Origin of the sequence: Leptolyngbya sp. FACHB-671 (assembly GCF_014695745.1) — a bacterium.
Taxonomy (GTDB): domain Bacteria; phylum Cyanobacteriota; class Cyanobacteriia; order Elainellales; family Elainellaceae; genus JAAUTN01.
In genome coordinates this window covers 418,584-439,478 of the sequence record NZ_JACJOV010000153.1, presented here as the reverse complement: position 1 = coordinate 439,478, position 20,895 = coordinate 418,584, and the positions used below count along the sequence as shown (strand labels likewise).

The following is a 20,895-nucleotide window of genomic DNA, read 5'->3' as shown; positions in this document are numbered from 1 at the left end:
ACAGCACAAAGCGTGTCTCCGGACAGAAGCACCCACTTTTCTTTCCTTTTTTCAGTAGAAGCACAGAATTTTTCTGTAAATTTTTATTTTTTAGAACTAATTAAAGATGTAACTCAGAGAATTTACGGCGTAAGCACCCGTGTCGTTTTCTTAGAATAACAAAACCTTGTACCGCATTATGGATGTTGCTCAGTAATCATGCGGAAGTTTTACGTTAGAGGCGATCGCTCCCCTTCTTCTTCACCAAAAGAACATGAAGTGAATGTATCTTAAGCACTGCTATATCTAGTTCTCAGGCAGCGGCGCAGTGTCTTCTGCTTTTACTTTAGTCAAGTCTTCTAAAGAACCTTGCTTAGAATCTTCAGGTGACACAGTAATGTCTGCTTGCTCAAAGATAGCGGTATCTGCTTGCTCAAAGACGGCAGTGTCTTCCTGCGTCAACATAGCAGTGTCTGCCTGTTCAAAGATGGCAGTGGAACCCTCTTCTAGTTGAGCAGTCGCCACAACTGAGTTTAAGACAATGGGTAGTTGTTTCAATGCTTCATGCACTTGGCGGACTGACGTATAACGTTGAGTAAAGTCGTAGCGCACCATCTTGGTTAATACATCAGCACACTCAGAACTAACCTGAGGTGCCTGCTTGCGCCAAATCACTTCGCCTGTCATGCCATCATGATTGAGCATGTGAGGAGGTTGCCCCGTTAAAGCTTCGATCGCAATCATGCCTAAAGCATAAATGTCACTGTTAAAGTGAGGTCGCCCAGCAGACTGTTCATTAGGCATATAGCCTGGAGTACCCACCGCCACCGTAAACTTAGTGTTGCGCTCAACGTCAGCTAGCTGAGTTGTAATTCTTTTAGCAATACCAAAGTCAATGAGAACGAGTCGATTGTCTGACTTGCGCCGGATAATGTTTGAGGGTTTCAAGTCACGGTGGATCACGCCCTGACTGTGAACAAACTCCAGCACACGCAGGAGATCTTGTAGGATTACAACTACCTTTGATTCAGGTAAGGGAACACGAGAGTTGAACTCATTAGAGAGTGGCTGTCCTGCTACAAATTCTTGAACCAGATAAAACTCCTGATCTTCCTCAAATGAATTCAGGAACGAGGGAATTTGATCGTGTTGCCCCAACCGTTCTAGGGTTTCGGCTTCGGTCGCAAACAGCCTTCGGGCTAGCTTCAGAGTATCCAGATTATCGCTGGCAATTCTCAACTGTTTCACCACACAGGGTGCACTGCCCGATCGCTTCATATCTTCAGCAATATAAGTTTCGCTAAAGCCACCAGAACCGAGAACTTTAACAATCTTGTAGCGATCGTGTAATACTTTGCCCGAAAGCGCTTGTTCTCGCTCTTGGATTAGATCCTGTAAGTCATCTTGCTGGCTAATAATTTCCTGGACAATGGGGGAAGTGGCGTATTGTTTTAGCGTGTCGCGCAGGTGTTGTTTTCGCTGTTGTTCTTTGACGGAGCCTGCCATGAGTTGAGAAAAGCCGCTCAGGGCGATCGCCCCTACCGGAATAGCCGTTGGTAAAATCAGCTGACCATAAGTAAATGCAATATAGCTAATGCCTCCCCAAGCGATCGTCATTCCCATTGCCCAGACCCAGCGCATTGCAGGCTGACGGGGGCGGCTCAGCAGCAATCCAGCCCCAGTTAAGCCAATTAGCAGAACCAGTCCTCGCAGTGGGGCTTGGGGTAATGCTTCTGCTAGCGATCGCCCTTGCAATAGAGAGGCGATCGCATTAGCGTGAATCTCAACTCCAGCCATTGGTTCAGAGTAGAGCCAGCTTTTAGAAAAAGGAGCAGCATGAAAATCTTGATGTACCGCTGCGGTTGACCCAACTAGAACGATTTTGTTTTTGAAATACTCACCCGATTGCAGGGTAGTCTCCCAAGTTGTCGGATCTAACACATACCAAAAAGGAATGTGCTCAAACGTTTGGCTCGGTCCATAGAAAAAGATGTGTTTCCCTCTAGGTGTAGGATACTCAACCTGAGCTGCCCGAAGGGTTGCATCCACAAATGTGGGAGTGGTCGCAGCCAATTCTCGATAAGCCTCTGCCTCATTCGCTGGAGAATTTTGGATCAACTCAACAAGAAACTGATTGCCAAATCGATGGATTTTGCCATCAGGTTCCATAAAGAAATTAATCGAGCCAGCCTGATTAGGGTGATGTTGAAACAACGCCAAGGGCGAGGTCAATTGTGTCGTAAAGCCCTGTGGTGTTTCTACATCGTTATATTGGGCGGCTAGCACTACCCGTTCTGCGTGTTGCTGAAGCGATTGAGCAAACTGCTGGTCATCCACTTCACCGTAGCTACTCGGTGCTGAGAAGATGATATCGAGTGAAACCGACCGAGCACCTGCCGCCATCAGCTTATCAATCACCTGGGCATAGGCTGAGCGCTGCCAGGGCCAGCTTTGAATTGGCTCTAGATAGGAATATTTATCCGGATCGGTTTGATAGAATTCCTGCTGTGCCAAAGACGTTTCGTCGATCGCCAAAATCACAACTTCTGGAGGAGCTGCGATCGCCCCTCTCACTTCAAAGAAAAGAGCTTGTACCTGCCGCTCTAAGAGATCAACAATTCCTAAGTTCAGGGCAGTCGTCGCTGCCGCCATCAGTACCCATGCTCCGGTTAAGCCATGTCCCCAGGTACTCAACCGAAATTTCTGGAAGCTTTTTGTTGTCTTTCCTGGTTGAGTGCGATCGCGGGGTGCGGTTGCAGCGTCCGAAACAGGTGCTTTTTTTCTGCCCATTACCCTACCACTTCACAATTGCTTCATGCTGCTGTTTCTATTGATACGCACCCATAGACACTCTACCGGACAATCTTCTGCAAAATCTACCTGCTGAAGTGCGCCTCAAAGCTGGTGGAAGGGGTTGGATTTTTTGTGCGTTTCATCAAGAATCAACTTTTAGAGCAGACTCTAGATTGATGCCAGGTGTTTCCTGTTGCTGTAGAAATGTAAAAATGAGAGAGACAAAAAGAGCGCTGTGCATCCCTTCTATCTCTCACAAAACCGAGTAATTTTGAAGAAGGTTCGTATCGCAGAAATCCTAATCCTAAAGGTTTTCACCTCTTCTGATGTAGGTTGGGTGGAGCCAGGCGAAACCCAACATTCAGGGCAAACGTAACTTAATTCAAGAACACTGAACCTGTTTCTTGAATCACCAGGGCAGTTTCATCTTCACCCAAATCTGTGGTTTCATCTAAAGTGACTTCCAACACGCCAGGCTCGGCGATCGCCACAGGAGTCACGGTCAACAGCCCTCTATCTTCTCTGTAAAACGTGATTGTGATCGGAGTCGCTAACTGTTGCAATGTCACCTCCGAGTCGCCTGCAAGCGATCGCAACTCTGTGTCTTCAATCACCTGATAGCGGATTACAGCAGCCGTTGAATTGATCAGCCTGACGCTGACTGCTCCATTTACAGGAATGACTGCTGTCACAGGTTCTTCAATTTGCTCTGGCGTAGGAGGAAAACTCGTGGTGTCACTGGGACTTGGAGCCGCTTGGTCAGGAGCTACCAGAGTCTCAGGGTCCCCTGGCACTTGGCTGCTGGCAGCATTGGGAGGGCACCCTTGAGGTGGAGCAACGGTATTGTTGAAGGGCTCTTCGTAAAATACACCAGGGCAGCTATTGACTTGGGCAATCAACTCAGATGCTAGAGCCGGAGAAACTGCCCCGGTTCCCGCTAACACGGCACTTGCAGCACCAAGCAACCGGAAATTAACACGTTGGCGATCGCACTGCATTGAAATCTCCTCCAGAACAATAAATATTATTAGCCTTGCTAACCTGTAACCATCTCACGAGTAGCGCTTGATCAATAAGAGAAATTTTTGATGCACCTATAGTAGGAAACTAAAACGACCACTGGAACTATCCCAAGAAGTAAATAGGAACACGCAAGGGGGGTTAGGGTGTCTGTACTACTTCCTTGACGATGTGAAACTCTGAAACAGCCAACTTGTTCTTCTAGGTATGACTGACTTAACCCATCGGAAGACAAAATTTTGGATAGCTCCAGAGTTAGGTAACTTGGAGTTATTTCGAGCGACGGCGATTCACTACAGCTATGCTCGTCACTCTCATTCAAGTTATTCGATTGGTTTGATTGAGGCTGGAGTGGGTGGAAACTATTATCGTGGTTCCAGCTACCTTGCCCCTCCTAAAAGCATTGTTTTGATGAATCCAGAGGAGGTTCATACTGGCTATTCCGCTGAAGAACAACCACTTTCTTATCGAATGCTGTATGCCAACATCGATAGTGTGCAGCAAATTGCGAGTGAGCTTCAGATAAAAGAATTTCCTCACTTTAGAGATGCGGTCATTAAAGATGAGACTTTAGCTAAACAGATTCTTGCGCTGCATGTAGCACTAGAGCGATCGCCAGATCGATTAGAACAACAATCTCTATTCGTAAAAGTTTTATCAGAAATTCTGGCTCATTACGCGGCTGTTAAAGTTCCGTCCTTTCGCAATCCGCAAGAGCATCGAGCTATTCAATTAGTAAAAGAATATTTGCATGACAATCTCAGTGCCAATATTTCACTAGAACAATTGGCAAACCTCACGGGCTTAAACCGTTCTTACTTAATTCGCATCTTTTGTCAGGCTATCGGAATGCCACCCTATACCTATTTGAATCAGGTGCGAGTAGAGAAGGCAAAACAGCTTTTAAGCCAGGAAATGACCCTTGCAGAAGTGGCGATCGCCGTTGGTATGTCTGATCAAAGTCATCTCAATCGTCACTTTAAGCGCATTGTAGGAGTCACTCCTGGTCAATATCGCCAGATAGCCACTGCTGAATGTCAATATCATTCAAGACAAACTAGCCCCGATTCTTAAATACTTGTGGTCAAGTGTTTTCCACGCGATAAACCATGACCCCAGCAGAATCTAACGCATCCCAACAGCATCATCTCGCTCAGATCAATATTGCTTTGATGAAAGCGCCCCTCAATGACCCAATCATGACTGAGTTTGCGACTGCACTAGATCAGGTGAATGCGATCGCCGATCAAAGCCCAGGTTTTGTTTGGCGGCTACAATCCTCATCCGGCAACGCAACTCAGATTCGAGCCTATCCTGACCCGAAAATGTTGATCAATCTCTCGGTCTGGCAAAGTGTAAACCAGCTAAAAACTTACGTTTATCAAAGTCTGCATAGTGAGTTTTTTGTGCGTCGCCGCCAGTGGTTTGAGAAATACCAGGGAGAACACTTCGCCATGTGGTGGGTTCCGGCAGGTCACCTGCCAACTGTAGAAGAAGGTAAAGCCAGGTTGGAATACCTCTCGCAGCACGGAGATTCAGCCACAGCTTTCACATTTGCAAAACCTTTCCCTTGCCCCACAGAAAGACCAAATCCTGTACAGCCTGTACAAATTGATTAGCGGCATCCAGCCACAGCGACTCGCAACCCAGGCAGGAAGGCTCCAGAAGCTTAATTCAATTAGTTTTAACTGGGGAGTTGACAGAATCAGTAACCTTCGTTATCTTAATTAAGGTTCACTTAAAGCAAGCCCCCATCGTCTAGAGGCCTAGGACACCTCCCTTTCACGGAGGCGACGGGGATTCGAATTCCCCTGGGGGTATCTTCTAAGTGAGCTTGAAAATCAGCCCTGCAAGTTTGAGAATGGCTTGCAGGGCTGATTTTTTATCAATGGTAAATGTGTGCTAGGGGCAAAGGGGATTGAGGCTTCGGTGGAACGGCTAACTGAAAGAAGGGTTAGTTGCTGAGCCGTAGTGGTGCTGATGTGAGGCGATCGCCACTGGTGGTAGAGTAAGAGAGTATCCTGATCAAGAAATAGCTCTTTAAGCAGCAACTTTAGGAGATTTGCGGGAATACTATCGGGGGGCATCCCGGTACGCAGCTTTTGCTGAGAAGACTTTGCTGGGGATTACCCTCTTGATTCACGTATCCTAAAGCCAAGTAAGGATTTATGACTACAGTCCTGGTTGTGGACGATAGCCAAACGGTGCGCCATATGCTCTCAGAACTCCTCATCGACAGCGGTATGAGCGTACTTGAAGCGACTAATGGCTTAGAGGCAAAGCAGCAAATTCAGGCAAAGTTTCCAGACTTGGTCATCACAGATTTGATTATGCCGGAGATGAACGGCTATGAGCTTTGCCGCTGGATTAAGAATGGACCCAAAACACAGAGCATTCCAGTGTTAATTTGTTCCACCAAAAGCGAGGAATTTGACCGCTATTGGGGGATGAAGCAGGGCGCAGATGCCTACATCACCAAACCATTTCATCCGCCAGAAATGGTTCAAACGGTAAAGCGGTTGTTGCGCGCTGAACGTTAAAGGCAAGAACTGTGGCTTACAGAAATCCAACCCCCACCGTTGACATCATCATTGAGATGCGCGATCGCCCCTTTCGCCCCATCGTTTTGATCGAGCGGCTCAATCCGCCGCATGGTTGGGCAATCCCAGGTGGGTTCGTAGATTATGGAGAGTCAGTCGAGACGGCAGCTCAGCGCGAAGCGTTAGAAGAAACGGGTTTAACAGTAGAGCTAATTGAGCAGTTTCAGGTGTATTCTGATCCAGGACGCGATCCTCGTCAGCATACGCTAAGTATCGTGTTTATTGCGACTGCCAGTGGGGAGCCAACTGCCCAGGACGATGCTAAGAGCCTCAAGCTTTTTTTACCTTGGGAAGTTCCTCAGAATTTGTGCTTTGACCACGATCGCATCCTCAAAGACTACTGGAATTACCGTCTTTATCAGATACGTCCTCGGCTCCAAATTCCAGGTTGATCAACCTCGATCTCATCAAATCTCAAACTATTTTTGAATCTATGGCGCGAAAAATTATTCAAACGGATCAGGCTCCCGCTCCAGTTGGCCCATACAATCAGGCGATCGCTGCAACGGGACAGCTAGTCTTTGTAGCTGGGCAAATTCCGCTTGATCCAGTAACAGGTCAAATTGTCGGGGAAGCAGTTGCCGAGCAGACCGAGCGGGCGATCGCCAACCTGAAAGCAATTCTTGAAGCTGCCGGATCGACCCTTGAGGATGTGGTTAAAACCACCGTATTTCTCGCAGATATGAACGACTTTGCTGCAATGAATGCGGTCTACGCTCAACACTTTGATGAAGCAACAGCTCCCGCTCGTGCCTGCGTTGAAGTGTCCCGCTTGCCTAAAGACGTGCGGGTAGAAATTGAGTGCATCGCCGTTGTGCCGTAATCAGCGAAATCTGGCTCAGATGATGGGAATGAGTCTTTCTAGGCTGGCTCTCGTTTCCGGTGGAAAGAACCGTCCCCTCAACCCGTAGGTGACAAGCCCTGCATATTCTCGTAAGACTAGCGTTGCTTTGCCGCGTCGCCCAACTTCTCTCGGTACAGGGCTAGGAATTGGGGTCACTTCAAATCCTACGCTTTGAAAGGTGAGAAGCGATCGCAGCATGTGAGGGGAGTCTGTAATCAGCAAAATGCGTGTAATTCCCTTGGGTCGGAGTGCTTCTACCGTAAATAGAGCGTTTTCTCGCGTGGTTTGAGAGCAGCCCTCTCCATCCAAGGCAGCATCTGGAATTCCTTGTTCCTCCAGCATTTTCAGCATTGCGGGGGAATCACCCATGCCGCTAGTAAAAATCAACGGCGCTCTGTCAGCCTGCCAGAGTTCGGCAGCCAGCTCAACTCGACTTGGACTGAGTACTGAACCCCTACCCAAAATCACAATCGCATCAGCGTTAGCTCCAGTGTCTTGAGGCAGTAAGCTTACCAGCACCTTCTCTGCCAGATTGACGCTAGGTGGGGCGATCGCCAGACCGTAGATTAGCAGGAGGGAGGCGATCGTCAGATTCAAGATGCGCCGTTGACGGCGACGCAACAGAAGTTGAGCGAATCCCAACAGAATCACCAACCCCAGGGTGATCCGCACAGGATGCATCAACCACTGCGAGATTAATTTAGTGAAGGCTATCCACGAACTGACGGGAAGCGCAGAGCAAACGGCTAAATCTAGCATGGGCAGAGCGGCTCCTTTCAGGAAAAAGTTTTAGATCAGCAAGCAGTTAGCAGCAGGATTCATGAACCTGCAACAAACCCTACAGGCAGTCCATCAAGCTATTGGAGCCTAGAGAATTTTAAGTCCTGTCCGAGTCGAGTCTAGCAAGACAGATAGCAATGTAGCCAGGTTCGCTAGACTTCCCAATTTGCAAGGCTTTCCGGTGTTGCTGTTGGACCCAGAAGGATATCAAAAATGTGCTAAAATTGTATAGCTAAGCAACAAAAATTGGCATTTATTCAGCACAAAGGCAGCCTTATCTTCACTTTTTCAGCTATTAGCTGCCGAAAGCTTACGTTTTTGGAGTTTTTTACCGTATGACCTTCTCCCAGGAGCCGACTCAGGAGCGGATTATTCCCACGGATCTGCGGATTGAGATGTCCCGGTCTTATTTGGAATACGCCATGAGCGTAATCGTAGGACGGGCGCTGCCAGATGCCAGGGATGGTCTTAAGCCTGTCCATCGTCGAATTCTCTATGCCATGCATGAGTTGGGTTTAACGCCCGACCGACCGTTTCGGAAGTGCGCCCGTGTGGTTGGGGAAGTTTTAGGTAAATATCACCCACATGGCGATACGGCGGTTTACGATGCGCTAGTGCGAATGGCGCAAAACTTTTCGATGCGATCGCCCTTGATCAACGGGCATGGCAACTTTGGCTCTATCGACAACGATCCGCCAGCGGCGATGCGATATACCGAGTGTCGCTTGCAGACGCTCACCACCAACGCGCTGCTGCGAGACATCGAGTCTGAAACGGTTGATTTCATTGACAACTTTGATGGCTCTCAGCAGGAGCCAATTGTGCTACCTGCCCGGATTCCTCAGCTTTTGCTCAATGGCTCCTCTGGGATCGCAGTGGGCATGGCGACTAATATTCCACCCCACAACCTGAGCGAACTGATCGACGGCGTGATTGCGCTAGTGCACGATCCTGACATCACTGATGTGGGGCTGATGCAATACATTCCCGGGCCTGATTTCCCAACGGGTGGTCAAATTTTGGGTACGACTGGCATTCGAGAAGCCTACACGACTGGGCGCGGCTCTGTCACGATGCGTGGTGTAGCCTCGATCGAGACGATTGAGCATCGGGGTCGCCCTGATCGGGAAGCAATTATCATCACCGAATTGCCTTTTCAAACCAATAAAGCAGCAATGATCGAAAGAATTGCTGAAATGGTGAACGAGCGCAGGCTAGAAGGCATTTCTGATATTCGGGATGAGAGCGATCGCGACGGCATGAGAATCGTCATTGAGCTAAAGCGTGACGCTTATCCTCGCGTTGTTCTCAACAACCTCTACAAGCAAACTCCCCTCCAGGCAAACTTTGGAGTGAACATGCTGGCGCTGGTGAACGGCGAACCGCAGCTTCTCAGTCTCAAGCAATTCCTTCAAGTATTCCTGGACTTTCGGATTGAGACGATTACCCGCCGCACTCAGTACGAACTGCGTAAGGCAGAAGAACGGGATCACTTGCTGCAAGGTCTGCTGATTGCGCTGGAAAACCTGGATGCAATCATTAACCTGATTCGTCATGCAGCCGATGCTCCAATGGCAAAACAGGAGTTGATCGACTCTTACGGACTCTCAGAAGCACAGGCAGACGCAATTTTGCAGATGCAGTTGCGCCGATTGACTGCTTTGGAAGCCGAAAAGATCCAGCAGGAACACGACGACCTGCAATCCCGCATTGCTGACCTGCAAGACATCTTGGCGCGACGCGAACGCATTCTGCAAATTGTCGAAACTGAAGTTAATGAGCTAAAAGCAACCCACTCTTCCCCCCGTCGCACGGTGATTGAACGGGCAGATGGTGAAATTGGTGACATTGACTTAATTGCTAATGAGCAAGCGATCATTTTGCTCACCGAGCAGGGCTACATCAAGCGGATGCCTGTGAATACGTTTGAGGCGCAAAGTCGGGCGACTCGCGGTAAGTCAGGCACCCGCATGAAGGAAGACGATGGGGTTGAGCATTTCCTCACCTGCTGCGACCACGACAGCGTTTTGTTCTTTAGTGATCGCGGTGTCGCTTACTGCCTCAAGGCTTACCAAATTCCTACCGCATCTCGGACTGCACGGGGTGTTCCCGTTGTCCAAATGCTGCCGATCCCGCGGAATGAAAAGATTACTTCTATCGTCCCGGTCACCGAGTTCAGCGATGACAATTATCTGGTGATGCTGACCCAGAATGGCTACATCAAAAAAACGCAGCTATCAGCATTTAGCAACATTCGAGCCAATGGCTTGATTGCTATTTCACTGGAGGAAGGCGACCAGTTGCGCTGGGTGCGTCGTGCTGGTGCTGCCGACAGCATCATTATCGGATCACGTCAGGGGATGGCGATTCACTTTCGCTCAGACCATGAACAGTTGCGCCCCTTGGGTAGACCAACGCGAGGTGTAAGGGCGATGTCGCTGCGTAAGGGCGATGAGCTAATCAGCATGGACATCCTGCCCAGTCAGGTGGTAGACAGCTTGGTTGAAACCGTTGCTGAATCCGCTGAAGCGATTGAGGTTGAGGCAGAGTTGGAAACGGAAGAACTGGATGTAGAGTTACCTCGCAACCAAGGCCCTTGGGCACTGGTAATTACGATGGGTGGGTTAGGCAAACGGGTTCCTGTTTCGCAATTCCGCTTACAAAACCGTGCTGGAATGGGTTTGCGGGCAATCAAATTCCGCAAGGCAGACGATCGCCTGGCTGCACTGCAAGTCGTAGGTGAAGATGATGAGCTGATGATGGTGACGAGTCGCGGCATCATTATTCGTCAGGCGGTGAGTGCAATCCCACGTCAGTCGCGTATGGCAACTGGAGTGAGGGTGCAGCGTTTGGATGAAGAGGATGCGATCGCCGCTGTGGCATTGGTGCCACCTCTAAATGAAGCCGAGTTAGAGGAAGGAGAATAGGGATTGAGGATTGGGGGTTAGGAGCTAGGGAGTGACCTGTGTTTAGAGTTGGGAAGCTACGATTAAAGTCATTTCGATTCCTGATCCCCAAATTTCCCAGATACGTCCCAATTGCCTTTGCATTGATCGGTGGCGTTCTGATGGGGCTAACTCCTGCCCCAGTCAACGCTTGGTTTTTAGCTTGGGTTGCTCTGGTTCCTTTATGGGTTCTAGTTGCCAAGTCTTCCAGCCTTAAGTCAAAACTTGCTCTTGGCTTTGTCTGGGGGCTTGGGTTTCATGGGCTGGCTTTGTCATGGATCACGGGGTTACATCCACTAACCTGGATGGGTGTTCCCTGGCTGGCAAGTTTAGCGATCGCCCTATTCTGCTGGCTTTTCATTACAGCTTGGGGAGCATTACTGGTTTTGATATGGGCAGGAAGCTTTAAGTTGCTTGAGCGGAGCAACCCGCGGGCAGCCAACGCTAGGTTCTTGCCACTTGTCCGCGTTTTAATGGGTGTCGCTGTTTGGTGTGTTTTAGAAGGCATCTGGAGTTCAGGAGCACTGTGGTGGACATCCCTTTCTTACACTCAAAGCCCACACAATCTGCTGATTCTGCATCTGGGACAACTTACAGGACCATCGGCAGCAACGGCTGCCATTGTTGCGGTTAATGGTTTGCTTGCTGAAGCATGGCTAGCCCGTTCTCACCCTCCTGAGCCGCTACCCTCCCACGCTCATACTTCATCCTCTGATACTTCTGCAAAGCTCTATCTGGCGATCGCTGCTACCCTCCTTCTCGGTCTGCACCTGCTTGGATTTAGCCTGTATAGCCGTCCCTTAACCCAACCCCCGGAAACTGCGGTGAGAGTTGGGCTGATTCAGGGCAACGTTCCTACGCGCATCAAGCTCTACGAAGAAGGAGTGCGCCGAGCTTTCAACGCTTACATGACGGGATATGACATCCTCGCCGACCAGAACGTCGATATTGTCTTCACCCCGGAGGGCGCTCTGCCAATTTACTGGATGCCGTCAATTTATCAAAGCAATCCCGTTTACCAGTCGTTGCTAAACCGGGGAGTGCCGTTGATTTTGGGCAGTTTTGGCAGGCAGGACGAGCAGATTACTCAAAGCTTATTTGCGATCGCAGGTAACGGCGAAATGGTTGGGCGCTACAACAAAGTCAAACTTGTGCCCTTGGGTGAGTACATTCCCTTCGGGCAATTTTTGGGTAGCCTGATTAATCGCCTTTCGCCTGTAGAAGCCAGCATGATTCCAGGGGCGCTAGAGCAGCAGTTTGACACCCCTGTCGGTAGGGCGATCGCAGGTATTTGTTATGAGTCCGCATTTTCCAAGCTGTTTCGAGTGCAGGCGGCAAACGGCGGAGAATTTATCTTAACGGCGTCCAACAACGATCCCTACAGCTCGACGATGATGTTTCAGCATCATGCACAGGATGTAATGCGGGCGATCGAAACCGATCGCTGGGCAGCAAGAGTGACTAACACGGGCTATTCCGGCATCGTCGATCCGCATGGTAAAACTCGCTGGCTCTCCGACAACAACATCTATGAAATTCATGCCGACACAATTTATCGTCGCCAAACGCGATCGCTCTATGTGCAATGGGGAGACTGGCTAACCCCACTCTTATTGATCTCAGCCCTAACTGTTGAGTTAGGAATACGAATCAACTAAAAAAAGCACCCCGGTCAGGGGTGCCTCATCAGCTTGTTGTTTGAGAGAATCTATCGGCACTTAGCTGAGTGCAGCATGGCTACGATCGTAAGTGGCGGAGAAGCCAGGGTGTACTTTGCCCTGGATGTGATTCCAGTAGTGGGATGCATCAGCCGCAGTCAGCCCAACTTCAGTAGCAAGACGGCTCAGCATTACTTGCTGACGTTGCTTGATCAAACGGTGATGACCCATCATCAAAGAACGAGCCCGATCGTCAGTCGAAGCAACCGTAGCAGGAACTAGCTTGGAGTCAGCAGCAACAGCCGCCCCAACGGAAGCAACTGCCCGCTCTTCAGTGTGGTTGACTACAGGGGTAGATGGATTAGTTTGGTATGCAACGCCGCGATAAAGCAGATCCAGCGTGGCTTGCAGAACAGGAACTTTTTTGGGATTGCGGAATCGAACGTCTAAACCGCGATACTTGCCAACCGTGTCACTGTGGCTAAACTCTACTGTGGGTGGGTTGTAGTCGTAGCTGACACCGCGATAGGTAAGTTTCATATAAGTCGCCTCCAAGTAGTTGTGGTGATGAGGCGCGTTCCTTCGGGATAAGTCCCTACTTCCGTCTCCCTAACTCAGCGTTTTCGACAAGCTTCGAGAGAGATGAACGATTTATTTCTGTATCTATTGTTACGGTTTTCAGCCTGAATGTCAACCTCTGTGGACAAAAAATCTCAGAAATTACAGATGAAACGGAAATTCTGACCGAATTTGCCAGCGTTGACCGTCGTGGATCAAAAGAGTAAGGCGATCGCCCACAAACTCAAACTCTACCTGGCGCATTTGCAACTCTGTCCAGGCTTGCTTAAACGTTTGTCGGGTGAGATTTCGAGAGGCAACGGTGAGATGGGGCGAAAAGGCGCGATTAGATTTGGGATCAACAATCTCTAGCGTTTCCTCTAAATGGGTTGCCAAAGCTGTTTGTAGCGCCAGCAGTTCGACCGTCTTTAGCACGTTGATATAGAGAACTCGCGGTGCAAACGCTCCAAATCCAGACAGAGCAACTGGCACCTGTGACTGCTGGTTAGCAAATTCCCTTAAAGCCTGTTCTAGCCGAGCAATGTGCTGGAGTTGCCATTGGAAAGGCGGTTGTAAAGTGACATGGGGCGGAGATTTGGAAGTGCGCGTCTGGTAGCGATCGCCCAACTCCTGAATCACCTGACTGGCATACTCCTGAACCTCCAACGGTGGCAATAGCGCAACAAAAAACCGGGGATTAGACGCATCAGATTTCATAGGGAATTGGCGAAGTGTATTATTTTTAATATCCTTCTTTCATTGCTCATCCTTTCCCCACCACCTTTTCTTCCACTGAGAGGTTGATTCTAATGAGCAGGTTTGTTGTTCGATTTGCCGCTGTTGCAGGATCTCTGACGCGGTGGCGGTAAGGGTTGGATCTCGATAGGGAATAGCAGCCCGCGTTAGCAGATGTTCCCGGTCTTGAACAGATAGGGTTGGCAGGGGGGCAAAACTGGCGAGGGTACCGGGCGATCGCCTTCCCACTCCTGGAGTTGAGCTAATTTGCAGACCTGCCTCGACTAACGCAGTTCGCACGGCTGCTGCACAGGAGTAAGTTGCTAATTTTCCATCAGGCTTGAGACAGCCCGCGACATGCGCCAAAAATTCTACTGTCCAAAGCTGGGGACAGTGGGGTGGAGAGAAGGGATCAAGGAAAATTGCATCAGCGCGGAAACCAGCCTGACGAATTCGTTGAATCGTTTGGCGTGCATCACCCAGCAGCAGTTGAGCGTGCAGACGATCGCTTTTCCACTTCAGATCAGCGGCGATCGCATTCAACAGTTGCGGAATCGGATCAGCCCAACCCGCTAGCAAGTTGTGGGCGATCGCTGCTTTGGAAACCTCTGGGTTTAGTTCCAGCCCGACCCACTCTACCTGGCAAGCCGGATTGACTGCCCAAATCGTTTCTAACGCAGCAGCTGTGTTGTAGCCTAATCCATAACAAACATCGAGAATGCTGACCGTTGGCTGCTGTGCCTTTAGCGCTAATTGGGTCGGTTGAATGAACTTTTGCTCAGCTTCTAGTCTTGCCCCCTGACGACTGTGAAAGGCTTCGTCAAATTCGGCTGAAAAGAAGGTGAACGAACCGTCTGCCGTTAGTTGAGGCTGGAAATTTACCATCTTGCATCGCTGTTGTAACCGCAGCCATGCGGTTTAGAATATCAGCTTGGATTAAACGGTTATGAAATATGGATATTGATCACCGAGATCAGTTAGTGAGTGGGGTTGTTTCTGCGGAATGGCTGTATGAGCATTTGGATGATCCTCAGGTGGCGATCGCCGACTGCCGATTCTCGCTAGCTGATCCAGAGTTAGGACAACGCCAGTACCAGGAAAGCCACATTCCGGGTGCATACTATTTTGACCTGAATCGGGATCTGTCTGGTCCCGTTGGTCAGCATGGTGGGCGGCATCCCCTACCCGATGTGGGCACTCTGACAGAAAAGCTGAGAGCGATTGGAGTCCATTCAAGCAATGGCAGTTCGGAAAATCCTGATTCGGAAAACTTAGGTGAACCAACTCTGGTGGTTGCTTATGATGATTCCCGCTTTGCCTTTGCTGCCCGTTTTTGGTGGCTATTACGCTACTTAGGACACGAGCATGTCGTAATTTTAGAGGGTGGCTTTAGCAATTGGCAGGCAAATTATCCGGCCAGCGATGCCATCCCAGAACCCAAAGTGGGAAATTTTGTGCCCCACGTACAGGGCGATCGCATCCTCGACATTGAAGCTGTAAAATCGCGCAAAGATCGTCCCGGAGTTGTTTTGGTTGACTCTCGGGAGGGCGATCGCTATCGAGGAGAACGCGAACCAATTGACCCAATCGCAGGACATATTCCAGGAGCCGTCAACTATCCCTGGCAAATGGTGACAACGAGTGAGGGGCAAGTTCGTTCTCTGGCTGAGCAACAGCAGCACTGGGCAGAGCTAGCGCATGTAGAAGAGATCATTGTCTACTGCGGGTCAGGGGTCACCGCTTGTGTCAATTTGTTTTCCTTGGAGATGACGGGTATTAGAGACGCAAAGCTTTATCCGGGTAGCTGGAGCGATTGGTGCTCTTATCTTTAAGGAAATTCTCCCGATGATCTGTAAGGAGCGTTTGCATTTTGCTCAGAAAAGTCTTTGATTGCCCCCTTTTGGGAACTGAAAGCTAAATTTTCACATCTAAAAATAATCTAGTTTCATCATCAGCTGACTCCAATCCCAAAAAATTCCTGACTTTGAAGGAAGCAGGATAAAATACCTATAATAAAGGTGCGCTATAGCTACTTTTCTAGTAGCAGAATTTCTAGACCAATCTACTAACCTATCTCTTACAGATACTACAGATGGATATGGAAAATATCAGCAAACTTGTGTTCGTATGGGCGATCGCAAACGGCAGGAGCAATTTTTGTACATGACATAAATCGGCTCTGCTATCCGAATTTAGGCAGACTTATTTTTAAATCAAGACTCAATAGATTGATCGATAGCTGCAGTTAGCATCAATGGCTACAGTTAGCTCAAATAGGCTGCGAGCGCAGGGCAAAATCAGCTTTTAGTCAGATGCATCAAAAGGCTCAATAGCCTTGAGTATCGATGGGCTAGAATACTTTGGTCATAGCCTAGTTATTTAACTTATAGAGCCAAAAGTATTAGATTTAGCAGGTTTCTAAAAGCGAACTGCTAGGACTGAACATTCTAGCCGAACTCTCCGCTATAAAATTTTAGGTCTAAGTTTCTATGTCTATTTCTATGAACCGTCTTTCGATCTTTGTGGACGGGAACAATATGTTCTACGCTCAACAAAAAAATGGTTGGTTTTTTGATCCCAGGAGGGTGTTATCGCATTTTACGAACGATCCTGATGTAATGCTAGTTAATGCCTTCTGGTATACCGGGCTAAAAGATCCGCAGGATCAACGGGGTTTTCGGGATGCTTTAATTAGCCTGGGATATACTGTCCGTTACAAAATTCTCAAAGAGTATTACGACGATAATTCCGGCCGCTATTCGCAAAAAGCAAATTTAGATATTGAAATTGTTGTAGACATGTTTAATACCGTCGATCAATATGATCGCGTCATTTTGTTTAGCGGCGATGGCGATTTTGAGCGAGCGATCGAGTTACTGCGTTCCAAGAATACACATATCACTGTAGTATCCACAGAAGGAATGATTGCTAGAGAACTCCGCAATGCTACGGATCGCTATATTGATTTAAATGATATTCGCAAGCATATTGAAAAGGTCGATAGCTGAAGAATTTTTCAATGAGTCATGGAGCACTGCGCTAATGGCAATGCCCTATGACTCACAACCAAAACTAAATTGCTGCTGCAGAAAATAGAGCAGCTTCCAGCCGATCCAACGCTTTTTCGAGGTTGTCGTTAACGACCTGAAAGTCAAATTCGTCTACTGCTTCGAGTTCTGCTTCTGCTCGTTTCAGCCGCCGCAAAATTGCCTGCTCTGAATCTTGGGCGCGATCGCGCAGGCGATTTTCTAATTCCTGCAATGAAGGCGGCAAGATAAAAATTCGCAGTGCGTCAGGAAAGGTTTGGCGAATTTGCCTGGCCCCTTCTAGCTCGATTTCTAGCACGACCCAGCGCCCTTGCTGAATCTGTTGCTCAACTGGACGACGAGGAGTGCCGTAACAATTACCTGCAAACTCAGCCCACTCCAGCAATTCACCTTCTGCAACCATCTGGTCAAACTGAGGGCGGCTGACAAAGTAATAGTGTTGTCCATCTACCTCACCGGGACGCGGAGCACGAGTCGTGACGGAGATGGAAAAGTAAAGGTCGGGATGACGACGCAAAAGCGATCGCAGCAGCGTGCCTTTGCCTACGCCACTTGGTCCAGTGAAAACAACCAGTTTACCTGCTCTCATGTTTTAACCTATCCACTCGATCGCCGTTTTAGTATTTATCCATGTTCATGTAACTTTGGATAGTCTGACAACTCTACAACGCGATCTTTGCCCAAATTTATTTTTAGGGCTTCTTCTAGAAGCCTGCTTTTATCGAGGAAGGACTACGCTTCTTCCCAAATAAAACAGCTTCAAACCCAGGTCTTAGGGTGTCTGGGGGAGCGGTATGATCACATCTAGCCGTTTTAGGATTTAGTGCATGTCTTTTGGTGCAAGTCTTGCTCAACTGGTTGAAGTTTTGGATGCAGAGCCGCTCAATCTAGCAGAGCCTGAACTAGCAAAAATTGCGATGGGAATTACAACCGACAGCCGCCATATCGGAGCAGGAGAACTGTTTTTGGCGCTACGGGGCGAACAGTTTGACGGACACACATTTGTTGAGGCAGCCCTTCAGCAAGGCTCGATCGCCACAATTGTCGACCGGCAGTCGGTGATATCGGGATTAGGTACACATACAGAAATACCGCTGCTAGTCGTTGAGGATACGCTGGCAGCTTATCAGGCGATCGCCCGCTGGTGGCGCGAGCAGTTCACGATCCCAGTGGTTGCGGTAACTGGCTCTGTAGGCAAAACTACGACCAAAGAATTAATTGCGGCTGTCTTAGCGACTCAAGGATGCGTACTGAAAACTCAGGCAAACTACAACAATGAGATTGGGGTACCTAAAACGCTGCTTCAGCTTGGGCAAGATCATGATTATGCCGTCATCGAGATGGGAATGAGAGGCAGCGGCGAAATTGCTTTACTCACCCAGATTGCCCGACCTGATATTGCTGTAATTACTAACGTTGGCACTGCACACATTGAGCGGCTTGGTTCTGAGCAAGCGATCGCCAATGCAAAATGTGAACTGCTGGCAGAAATGCCCTCGACGGGGATCGCCATTCTCAACCACGACAATATCCGTTTGCTCGAAACAGCAGCACAGGTATGGCAAGGAAAAACAGTCACCTTTGGGCTGGAGGGAGGAGACGTACAGGGGCAACTACTCGACTCGCAAACCCTCCAAGTTGGTGAAATGGCATTCCCGCTGCCTCTGCCTGGTCGCCATAATGCGCTGAATTATTTAGCGGCACTGGCTGTTGCTCAGGTGCTTCAGGTCAACTGGACGCCACTGACCCAAGGGTTGACCCTGGAATTACCAAAAGGACGGGCACAGCGGTATAACTTGCCTAATGACATCGTCATCCTGGATGAAACATACAACGCAGGCGTGGAATCAATGACAGCAGCATTACACCTGCTGGCTCAAACACCAGGACAGCGTCATATCGCAGTTTTAGGCACGATGAAAGAACTGGGCGATCGCTCTCTAGAGCTGCACCATCAAGTTGGTACCGTTGTCCATCAGCTTCGTCTGGATCATCTGCTGATTTTGGCGGAAGAGGCAGAGTCTGAAGCAATGGCAGCAGGTGCAAAAACAGTGCCAGTGGAAAAATTTCTCAGTCATGCGGCACTTTTGGAGAGACTCAAGAGCTTTGTGAAACCGGGCGATCGCCTGCTATTTAAAGCATCCCGTGCTGTAGGGTTGGATCAAGTTGTGGATCAACTCAAATCAGTCACTCTGACTCAGCAAATCTAACTTGTGCTTTTACCCAGGGCTATTCTGCAATAGGAGAAGTTCTACCTCCAAAATAGTTCGGTTGGAAGTCGCGCTATTGCAGATTAATTACAAGGTGGACAAACTGCACCATCACCGCAGTCCTGATCGTCTTGTTTCAACGGTCGCCAGTTGCAGGTTAGCTAGTCATACACTGTGCCTCAATTGTCTGTTTGAACACGAGATCTCAAATCCACCTCGGGTCTCAAACGGTGATATATTCTCTAAAACACATGATGAAGAAGCTACAACAGCAAGTCTTTTGAGTTCAACGCCGCATCACGCAACACCTCACAACATCTTTTATGAATGTCTGGCAACAGATTACTTTGACAAATTTATCGCCTGCCCGTTGGGGCGATGCGAGCTATGCACATCGGCTAGTTGGGCTACTAAGAGAATGGCGGCGAAGTAGCTGGCTGATGCAGCAGGCAGACTTGATTGGGACGCTGTTGGCGATCGCCGTTCTTGCCTTCGCACCCTTCGTCTCAACTACACTCATTGGGGTTTTGCTGATCGCCTGTGCCGGATTTTGGGTGTTGTTAACCCTTTCCGATGAATCAGGAACGGGGTTGACCCCGATTCACCTGCTGGTATTGCTCTACTGGGGAATTGCAGTAATCGCCACAGCCATTTCACCCGTTAGAGCAGATGCTCTTTCAGGGCTAATTAAACTAACGCTGTATCTGCTGCTGTTTGTGTTGCTGGCAAAAGTGCTGCGATCGCCCCGACTCCGTTCTTTGCTGATCACAGGCTACCTACTAACTGCTCTGGTAGTGGGTGTCGGCGGCATCCGGCAATGGTTTTTTGGAGCAGCAGCCCTGGCAACTTGGGTCGATGCCGAATCTACGCTAGCGGGCACAACTCGGGTCTACAGCTATCTAGGTAATCCAAACCTGTTAGCCGCTTATCTGTTGCCTGCCTCGATGCTTAGCGCCGCAGCAGTTTTTGCCTGGAAGGGCTGGCTGCCTAAGGCATTGGCAGTCGTGATGGCGCTGGTCAATTCCGCCTGTCTGGTTTTGACCTTTAGTCGGGGCGGATGGATCGGCTTTGTGATCGCTGGCTTTGTGCTGATGATCTTGCTGGTTTACTGGTACAGCGTCTATTTACCGCGAGTCTGGCGACCCTGGGCAATTCCGATTGTGTTGGGCGTTTCGACTGCGTTTGTAATTGTGTCCGTATTTTCGGTTCCTCAACTGCGCGATCGCTTCCTCAGTATCTTTGCCGGGCGGGAAGACAGCAGCAATAACTTCCGCCTCAATGTTTGGGCTGCGGTTCAGAATATGATTCGCGATCGCCCCATACTAGGAATTGGTCCTGGCAACGAAGCTTTTAATCGGGTTTATCCACGCTATCAGCGAGCAGGCTACACGGCTTTAAGTGCCTACTCCGTCTTCCTAGAAATTGCAGTCGAAACTGGTTTCATTGGACTGAGCTGCTTCATCTGGCTGCTGTTAGTCACGCTCAATCAGGGCTGGCTTCAACTTCGGCGACTCCGTAAATTCAACAGCCGTGAAGGATTCTGGTTAATGGCAGCAATCGCCACTCTCTGCGGAATGTTGGCCCACGGCTTAGTCGATACAGTTTGGTACCGCCCCCAAGTCAGCACCCTGTGGTGGTTGATGGTGGCGCTGATTGCTAGCTACTACATGCCGTCAAGGGCGATCGTTGAAGACCAAACTTTTGAGAATGCTGAAGCAGCCTAACG

19 protein-coding genes, 1 tRNA gene and 1 riboswitch are annotated in these 20,895 nt (G+C 49.2%); of the genes, 12 read left to right on the top strand and 8 right to left on the bottom strand.

Annotated features, from left to right (window positions below; all coding sequences use genetic code 11):
* Positions 1-285: 285 nt before the first annotated feature.
* Positions 286-2,769, bottom strand: a complete 2,484-nt coding sequence (locus H6F93_RS27320) for a serine/threonine-protein kinase (protein WP_190687773.1) — start codon at positions 2,767-2,769, stop codon at positions 286-288.
* A 380-nt stretch (positions 2,770-3,149) separates the two neighbouring features.
* A complete protein-coding gene (locus H6F93_RS27315) occupies positions 3,150-3,770 on the bottom strand; it encodes a hypothetical protein (RefSeq protein WP_190687771.1) in 621 nt (206 codons plus the stop codon).
* Between the two features lie 229 nt (positions 3,771-3,999).
* Between H6F93_RS27315 and H6F93_RS27310 the strand changes: the two genes are divergently transcribed.
* From H6F93_RS27310 to H6F93_RS27300, 3 genes are all read left to right on the top strand, one after another.
* Entirely contained in the window at positions 4,000-4,866 is an 867-nt protein-coding gene (locus H6F93_RS27310) for an AraC family transcriptional regulator (RefSeq protein ID WP_190687768.1), read from the top strand.
* A 35-nt stretch (positions 4,867-4,901) separates the two neighbouring features.
* Positions 4,902-5,411: a DUF3291 domain-containing protein gene (locus tag H6F93_RS27305; RefSeq protein WP_190687765.1), complete on the top strand. Its 510-nt coding sequence runs from the start codon at positions 4,902-4,904 to the stop codon at positions 5,409-5,411.
* Positions 5,412-5,539: 128 nt separating this feature from the next.
* A tRNA-Glu gene (locus H6F93_RS27300) sits at positions 5,540-5,612 on the top strand.
* A gap of 21 nt (positions 5,613-5,633) precedes the next feature.
* Here H6F93_RS27300 and H6F93_RS27295 read toward each other — a convergent pair.
* Positions 5,634-5,879: a hypothetical protein gene (locus H6F93_RS27295; RefSeq protein ID WP_190687762.1), complete on the bottom strand. Its 246-nt coding sequence runs from the start codon at positions 5,877-5,879 to the stop codon at positions 5,634-5,636.
* Between the two features lie 81 nt (positions 5,880-5,960).
* Here H6F93_RS27295 and H6F93_RS27290 point away from each other — a divergent pair, with 81 nt between their 5' ends.
* Genes H6F93_RS27290 through H6F93_RS27280 form a run of 3 tightly spaced genes read left to right on the top strand, consistent with a single transcriptional unit; the run spans position 5,961 to position 7,215 of the window.
* A complete protein-coding gene (locus H6F93_RS27290; protein WP_190641345.1) occupies positions 5,961-6,332 on the top strand; it encodes a response regulator in 372 nt (123 codons plus the stop codon).
* Between the two features lie 11 nt (positions 6,333-6,343).
* Positions 6,344-6,784: an NUDIX domain-containing protein gene (locus H6F93_RS27285; protein WP_190687759.1), complete on the top strand. Its 441-nt coding sequence runs from the start codon at positions 6,344-6,346 to the stop codon at positions 6,782-6,784.
* 41 nt (positions 6,785-6,825) lie between these two features.
* Positions 6,826-7,215: a RidA family protein gene (locus H6F93_RS27280; protein WP_190687756.1), complete on the top strand. Its 390-nt coding sequence runs from the start codon at positions 6,826-6,828 to the stop codon at positions 7,213-7,215.
* Between the two features lie 15 nt (positions 7,216-7,230).
* On the opposite strand, the gene H6F93_RS27275 is transcribed toward H6F93_RS27280, so the two are convergent.
* Positions 7,231-7,917, bottom strand: a complete 687-nt coding sequence (locus H6F93_RS27275; RefSeq protein WP_199333425.1) for a YdcF family protein — start codon at positions 7,915-7,917, stop codon at positions 7,231-7,233.
* A 434-nt stretch (positions 7,918-8,351) separates the two neighbouring features.
* On the opposite strand from H6F93_RS27275, the gene gyrA reads away from it, so the two are divergent.
* The gene (gyrA, locus tag H6F93_RS27270; protein WP_190641349.1) at positions 8,352-10,943 is read left to right on the top strand and encodes a DNA gyrase subunit A; all 2,592 of its coding nucleotides are present in this window, start codon (positions 8,352-8,354) and stop codon (positions 10,941-10,943) included.
* 38 nt (positions 10,944-10,981) lie between these two features.
* Entirely contained in the window at positions 10,982-12,619 is a 1,638-nt protein-coding gene (gene lnt / locus H6F93_RS27265; protein ID WP_524538026.1) for an apolipoprotein N-acyltransferase, read from the top strand.
* 60 nt (positions 12,620-12,679) lie between these two features.
* Here lnt and gifA read toward each other — a convergent pair whose 3' ends face one another.
* From gifA to H6F93_RS27250, 3 genes are all read right to left on the bottom strand, one after another.
* On the bottom strand, positions 12,680-13,159 hold the full coding sequence (gene gifA / locus H6F93_RS27260) for a glutamine synthetase inactivation factor IF7A (RefSeq protein ID WP_190687753.1): 480 nt from the start codon (positions 13,157-13,159) through the stop codon (positions 12,680-12,682).
* Positions 13,160-13,190: 31 nt separating this feature from the next.
* Positions 13,191-13,270, bottom strand: a riboswitch (Glutamine riboswitch).
* A 69-nt stretch (positions 13,271-13,339) separates the two neighbouring features.
* Entirely contained in the window at positions 13,340-13,894 is a 555-nt protein-coding gene (locus H6F93_RS27255; RefSeq protein WP_190687751.1) for a 2'-5' RNA ligase family protein, read from the bottom strand.
* A gap of 39 nt (positions 13,895-13,933) precedes the next feature.
* Complete coding sequence (locus tag H6F93_RS27250; RefSeq protein WP_190687748.1) at positions 13,934-14,797, bottom strand: tRNA (5-methylaminomethyl-2-thiouridine)(34)-methyltransferase MnmD; 864 nt, start codon at positions 14,795-14,797, stop codon at positions 13,934-13,936.
* A 68-nt stretch (positions 14,798-14,865) separates the two neighbouring features.
* Between H6F93_RS27250 and H6F93_RS27245 the strand changes: the two genes are divergently transcribed.
* On the top strand, positions 14,866-15,744 hold the full coding sequence (locus H6F93_RS27245; RefSeq protein ID WP_190687745.1) for a sulfurtransferase: 879 nt from the start codon (positions 14,866-14,868) through the stop codon (positions 15,742-15,744).
* Positions 15,745-16,401: 657 nt separating this feature from the next.
* On the top strand, positions 16,402-16,920 hold the full coding sequence (gene labA, locus H6F93_RS27240; RefSeq protein ID WP_190641354.1) for a low amplitude/bright protein LabA: 519 nt from the start codon (positions 16,402-16,404) through the stop codon (positions 16,918-16,920).
* A 64-nt stretch (positions 16,921-16,984) separates the two neighbouring features.
* Here the strand turns inward: labA and gmk are convergent, their stop codons facing one another.
* On the bottom strand, positions 16,985-17,548 hold the full coding sequence (gmk, locus tag H6F93_RS27235; protein ID WP_190641355.1) for a guanylate kinase: 564 nt from the start codon (positions 17,546-17,548) through the stop codon (positions 16,985-16,987).
* Positions 17,549-17,786: 238 nt separating this feature from the next.
* On the opposite strand from gmk, the gene H6F93_RS27230 reads away from it, so the two are divergent.
* Positions 17,787-19,169, top strand: coding sequence for a UDP-N-acetylmuramoyl-tripeptide--D-alanyl-D-alanine ligase (locus H6F93_RS27230; protein ID WP_190687742.1), 1,383 nt, complete (start codon positions 17,787-17,789; stop codon positions 19,167-19,169).
* Positions 19,170-19,492: 323 nt separating this feature from the next.
* Positions 19,493-20,893, top strand: a complete 1,401-nt coding sequence (locus H6F93_RS27225; protein ID WP_190641357.1) for an IctB family putative bicarbonate transporter — start codon at positions 19,493-19,495, stop codon at positions 20,891-20,893.
* The last annotated feature ends 2 nt before the right edge of the window (positions 20,894-20,895 follow it).

Bases quoted from the DNA above. Each gene is read 5' to 3' on its own strand.
- H6F93_RS27225 (WP_190641357.1), top strand. From the start codon at position 19,493: ATGAATGTCTGGCAACAGATTACTTTGACAAATTTATCGCCTGCCCGT.
- H6F93_RS27305 (WP_190687765.1), top strand. From the start codon at position 4,902: ATGACCCCAGCAGAATCTAACGCATCCCAACAGCATCATCTCGCTCAG.
- H6F93_RS27280 (WP_190687756.1), top strand. From the start codon at position 6,826: ATGGCGCGAAAAATTATTCAAACGGATCAGGCTCCCGCTCCAGTTGGC.
- H6F93_RS27320 (WP_190687773.1), bottom strand. From the start codon at position 2,769: ATGGGCAGAAAAAAAGCACCTGTTTCGGACGCTGCAACCGCACCCCGC.
- H6F93_RS27250 (WP_190687748.1), bottom strand. From the start codon at position 14,797: ATGGTAAATTTCCAGCCTCAACTAACGGCAGACGGTTCGTTCACCTTC.
- H6F93_RS27290 (WP_190641345.1), top strand. From the start codon at position 5,961: ATGACTACAGTCCTGGTTGTGGACGATAGCCAAACGGTGCGCCATATG.
- H6F93_RS27275 (WP_199333425.1), bottom strand. From the start codon at position 7,917: ATGCATCCTGTGCGGATCACCCTGGGGTTGGTGATTCTGTTGGGATTC.
- gyrA (WP_190641349.1), top strand. From the start codon at position 8,352: ATGACCTTCTCCCAGGAGCCGACTCAGGAGCGGATTATTCCCACGGAT.
- gmk (WP_190641355.1), bottom strand. From the start codon at position 17,548: ATGAGAGCAGGTAAACTGGTTGTTTTCACTGGACCAAGTGGCGTAGGC.
- H6F93_RS27230 (WP_190687742.1), top strand. From the start codon at position 17,787: ATGTCTTTTGGTGCAAGTCTTGCTCAACTGGTTGAAGTTTTGGATGCA.
- gifA (WP_190687753.1), bottom strand. From the start codon at position 13,159: ATGAAACTTACCTATCGCGGTGTCAGCTACGACTACAACCCACCCACA.
- H6F93_RS27315 (WP_190687771.1), bottom strand. From the start codon at position 3,770: ATGCAGTGCGATCGCCAACGTGTTAATTTCCGGTTGCTTGGTGCTGCA.
- H6F93_RS27295 (WP_190687762.1), bottom strand. From the start codon at position 5,879: ATGCCCCCCGATAGTATTCCCGCAAATCTCCTAAAGTTGCTGCTTAAA.
- H6F93_RS27245 (WP_190687745.1), top strand. From the start codon at position 14,866: ATGGATATTGATCACCGAGATCAGTTAGTGAGTGGGGTTGTTTCTGCG.
- labA (WP_190641354.1), top strand. From the start codon at position 16,402: ATGTCTATTTCTATGAACCGTCTTTCGATCTTTGTGGACGGGAACAAT.
- H6F93_RS27255 (WP_190687751.1), bottom strand. From the start codon at position 13,894: ATGAAATCTGATGCGTCTAATCCCCGGTTTTTTGTTGCGCTATTGCCA.
- H6F93_RS27310 (WP_190687768.1), top strand. From the start codon at position 4,000: ATGACTGACTTAACCCATCGGAAGACAAAATTTTGGATAGCTCCAGAG.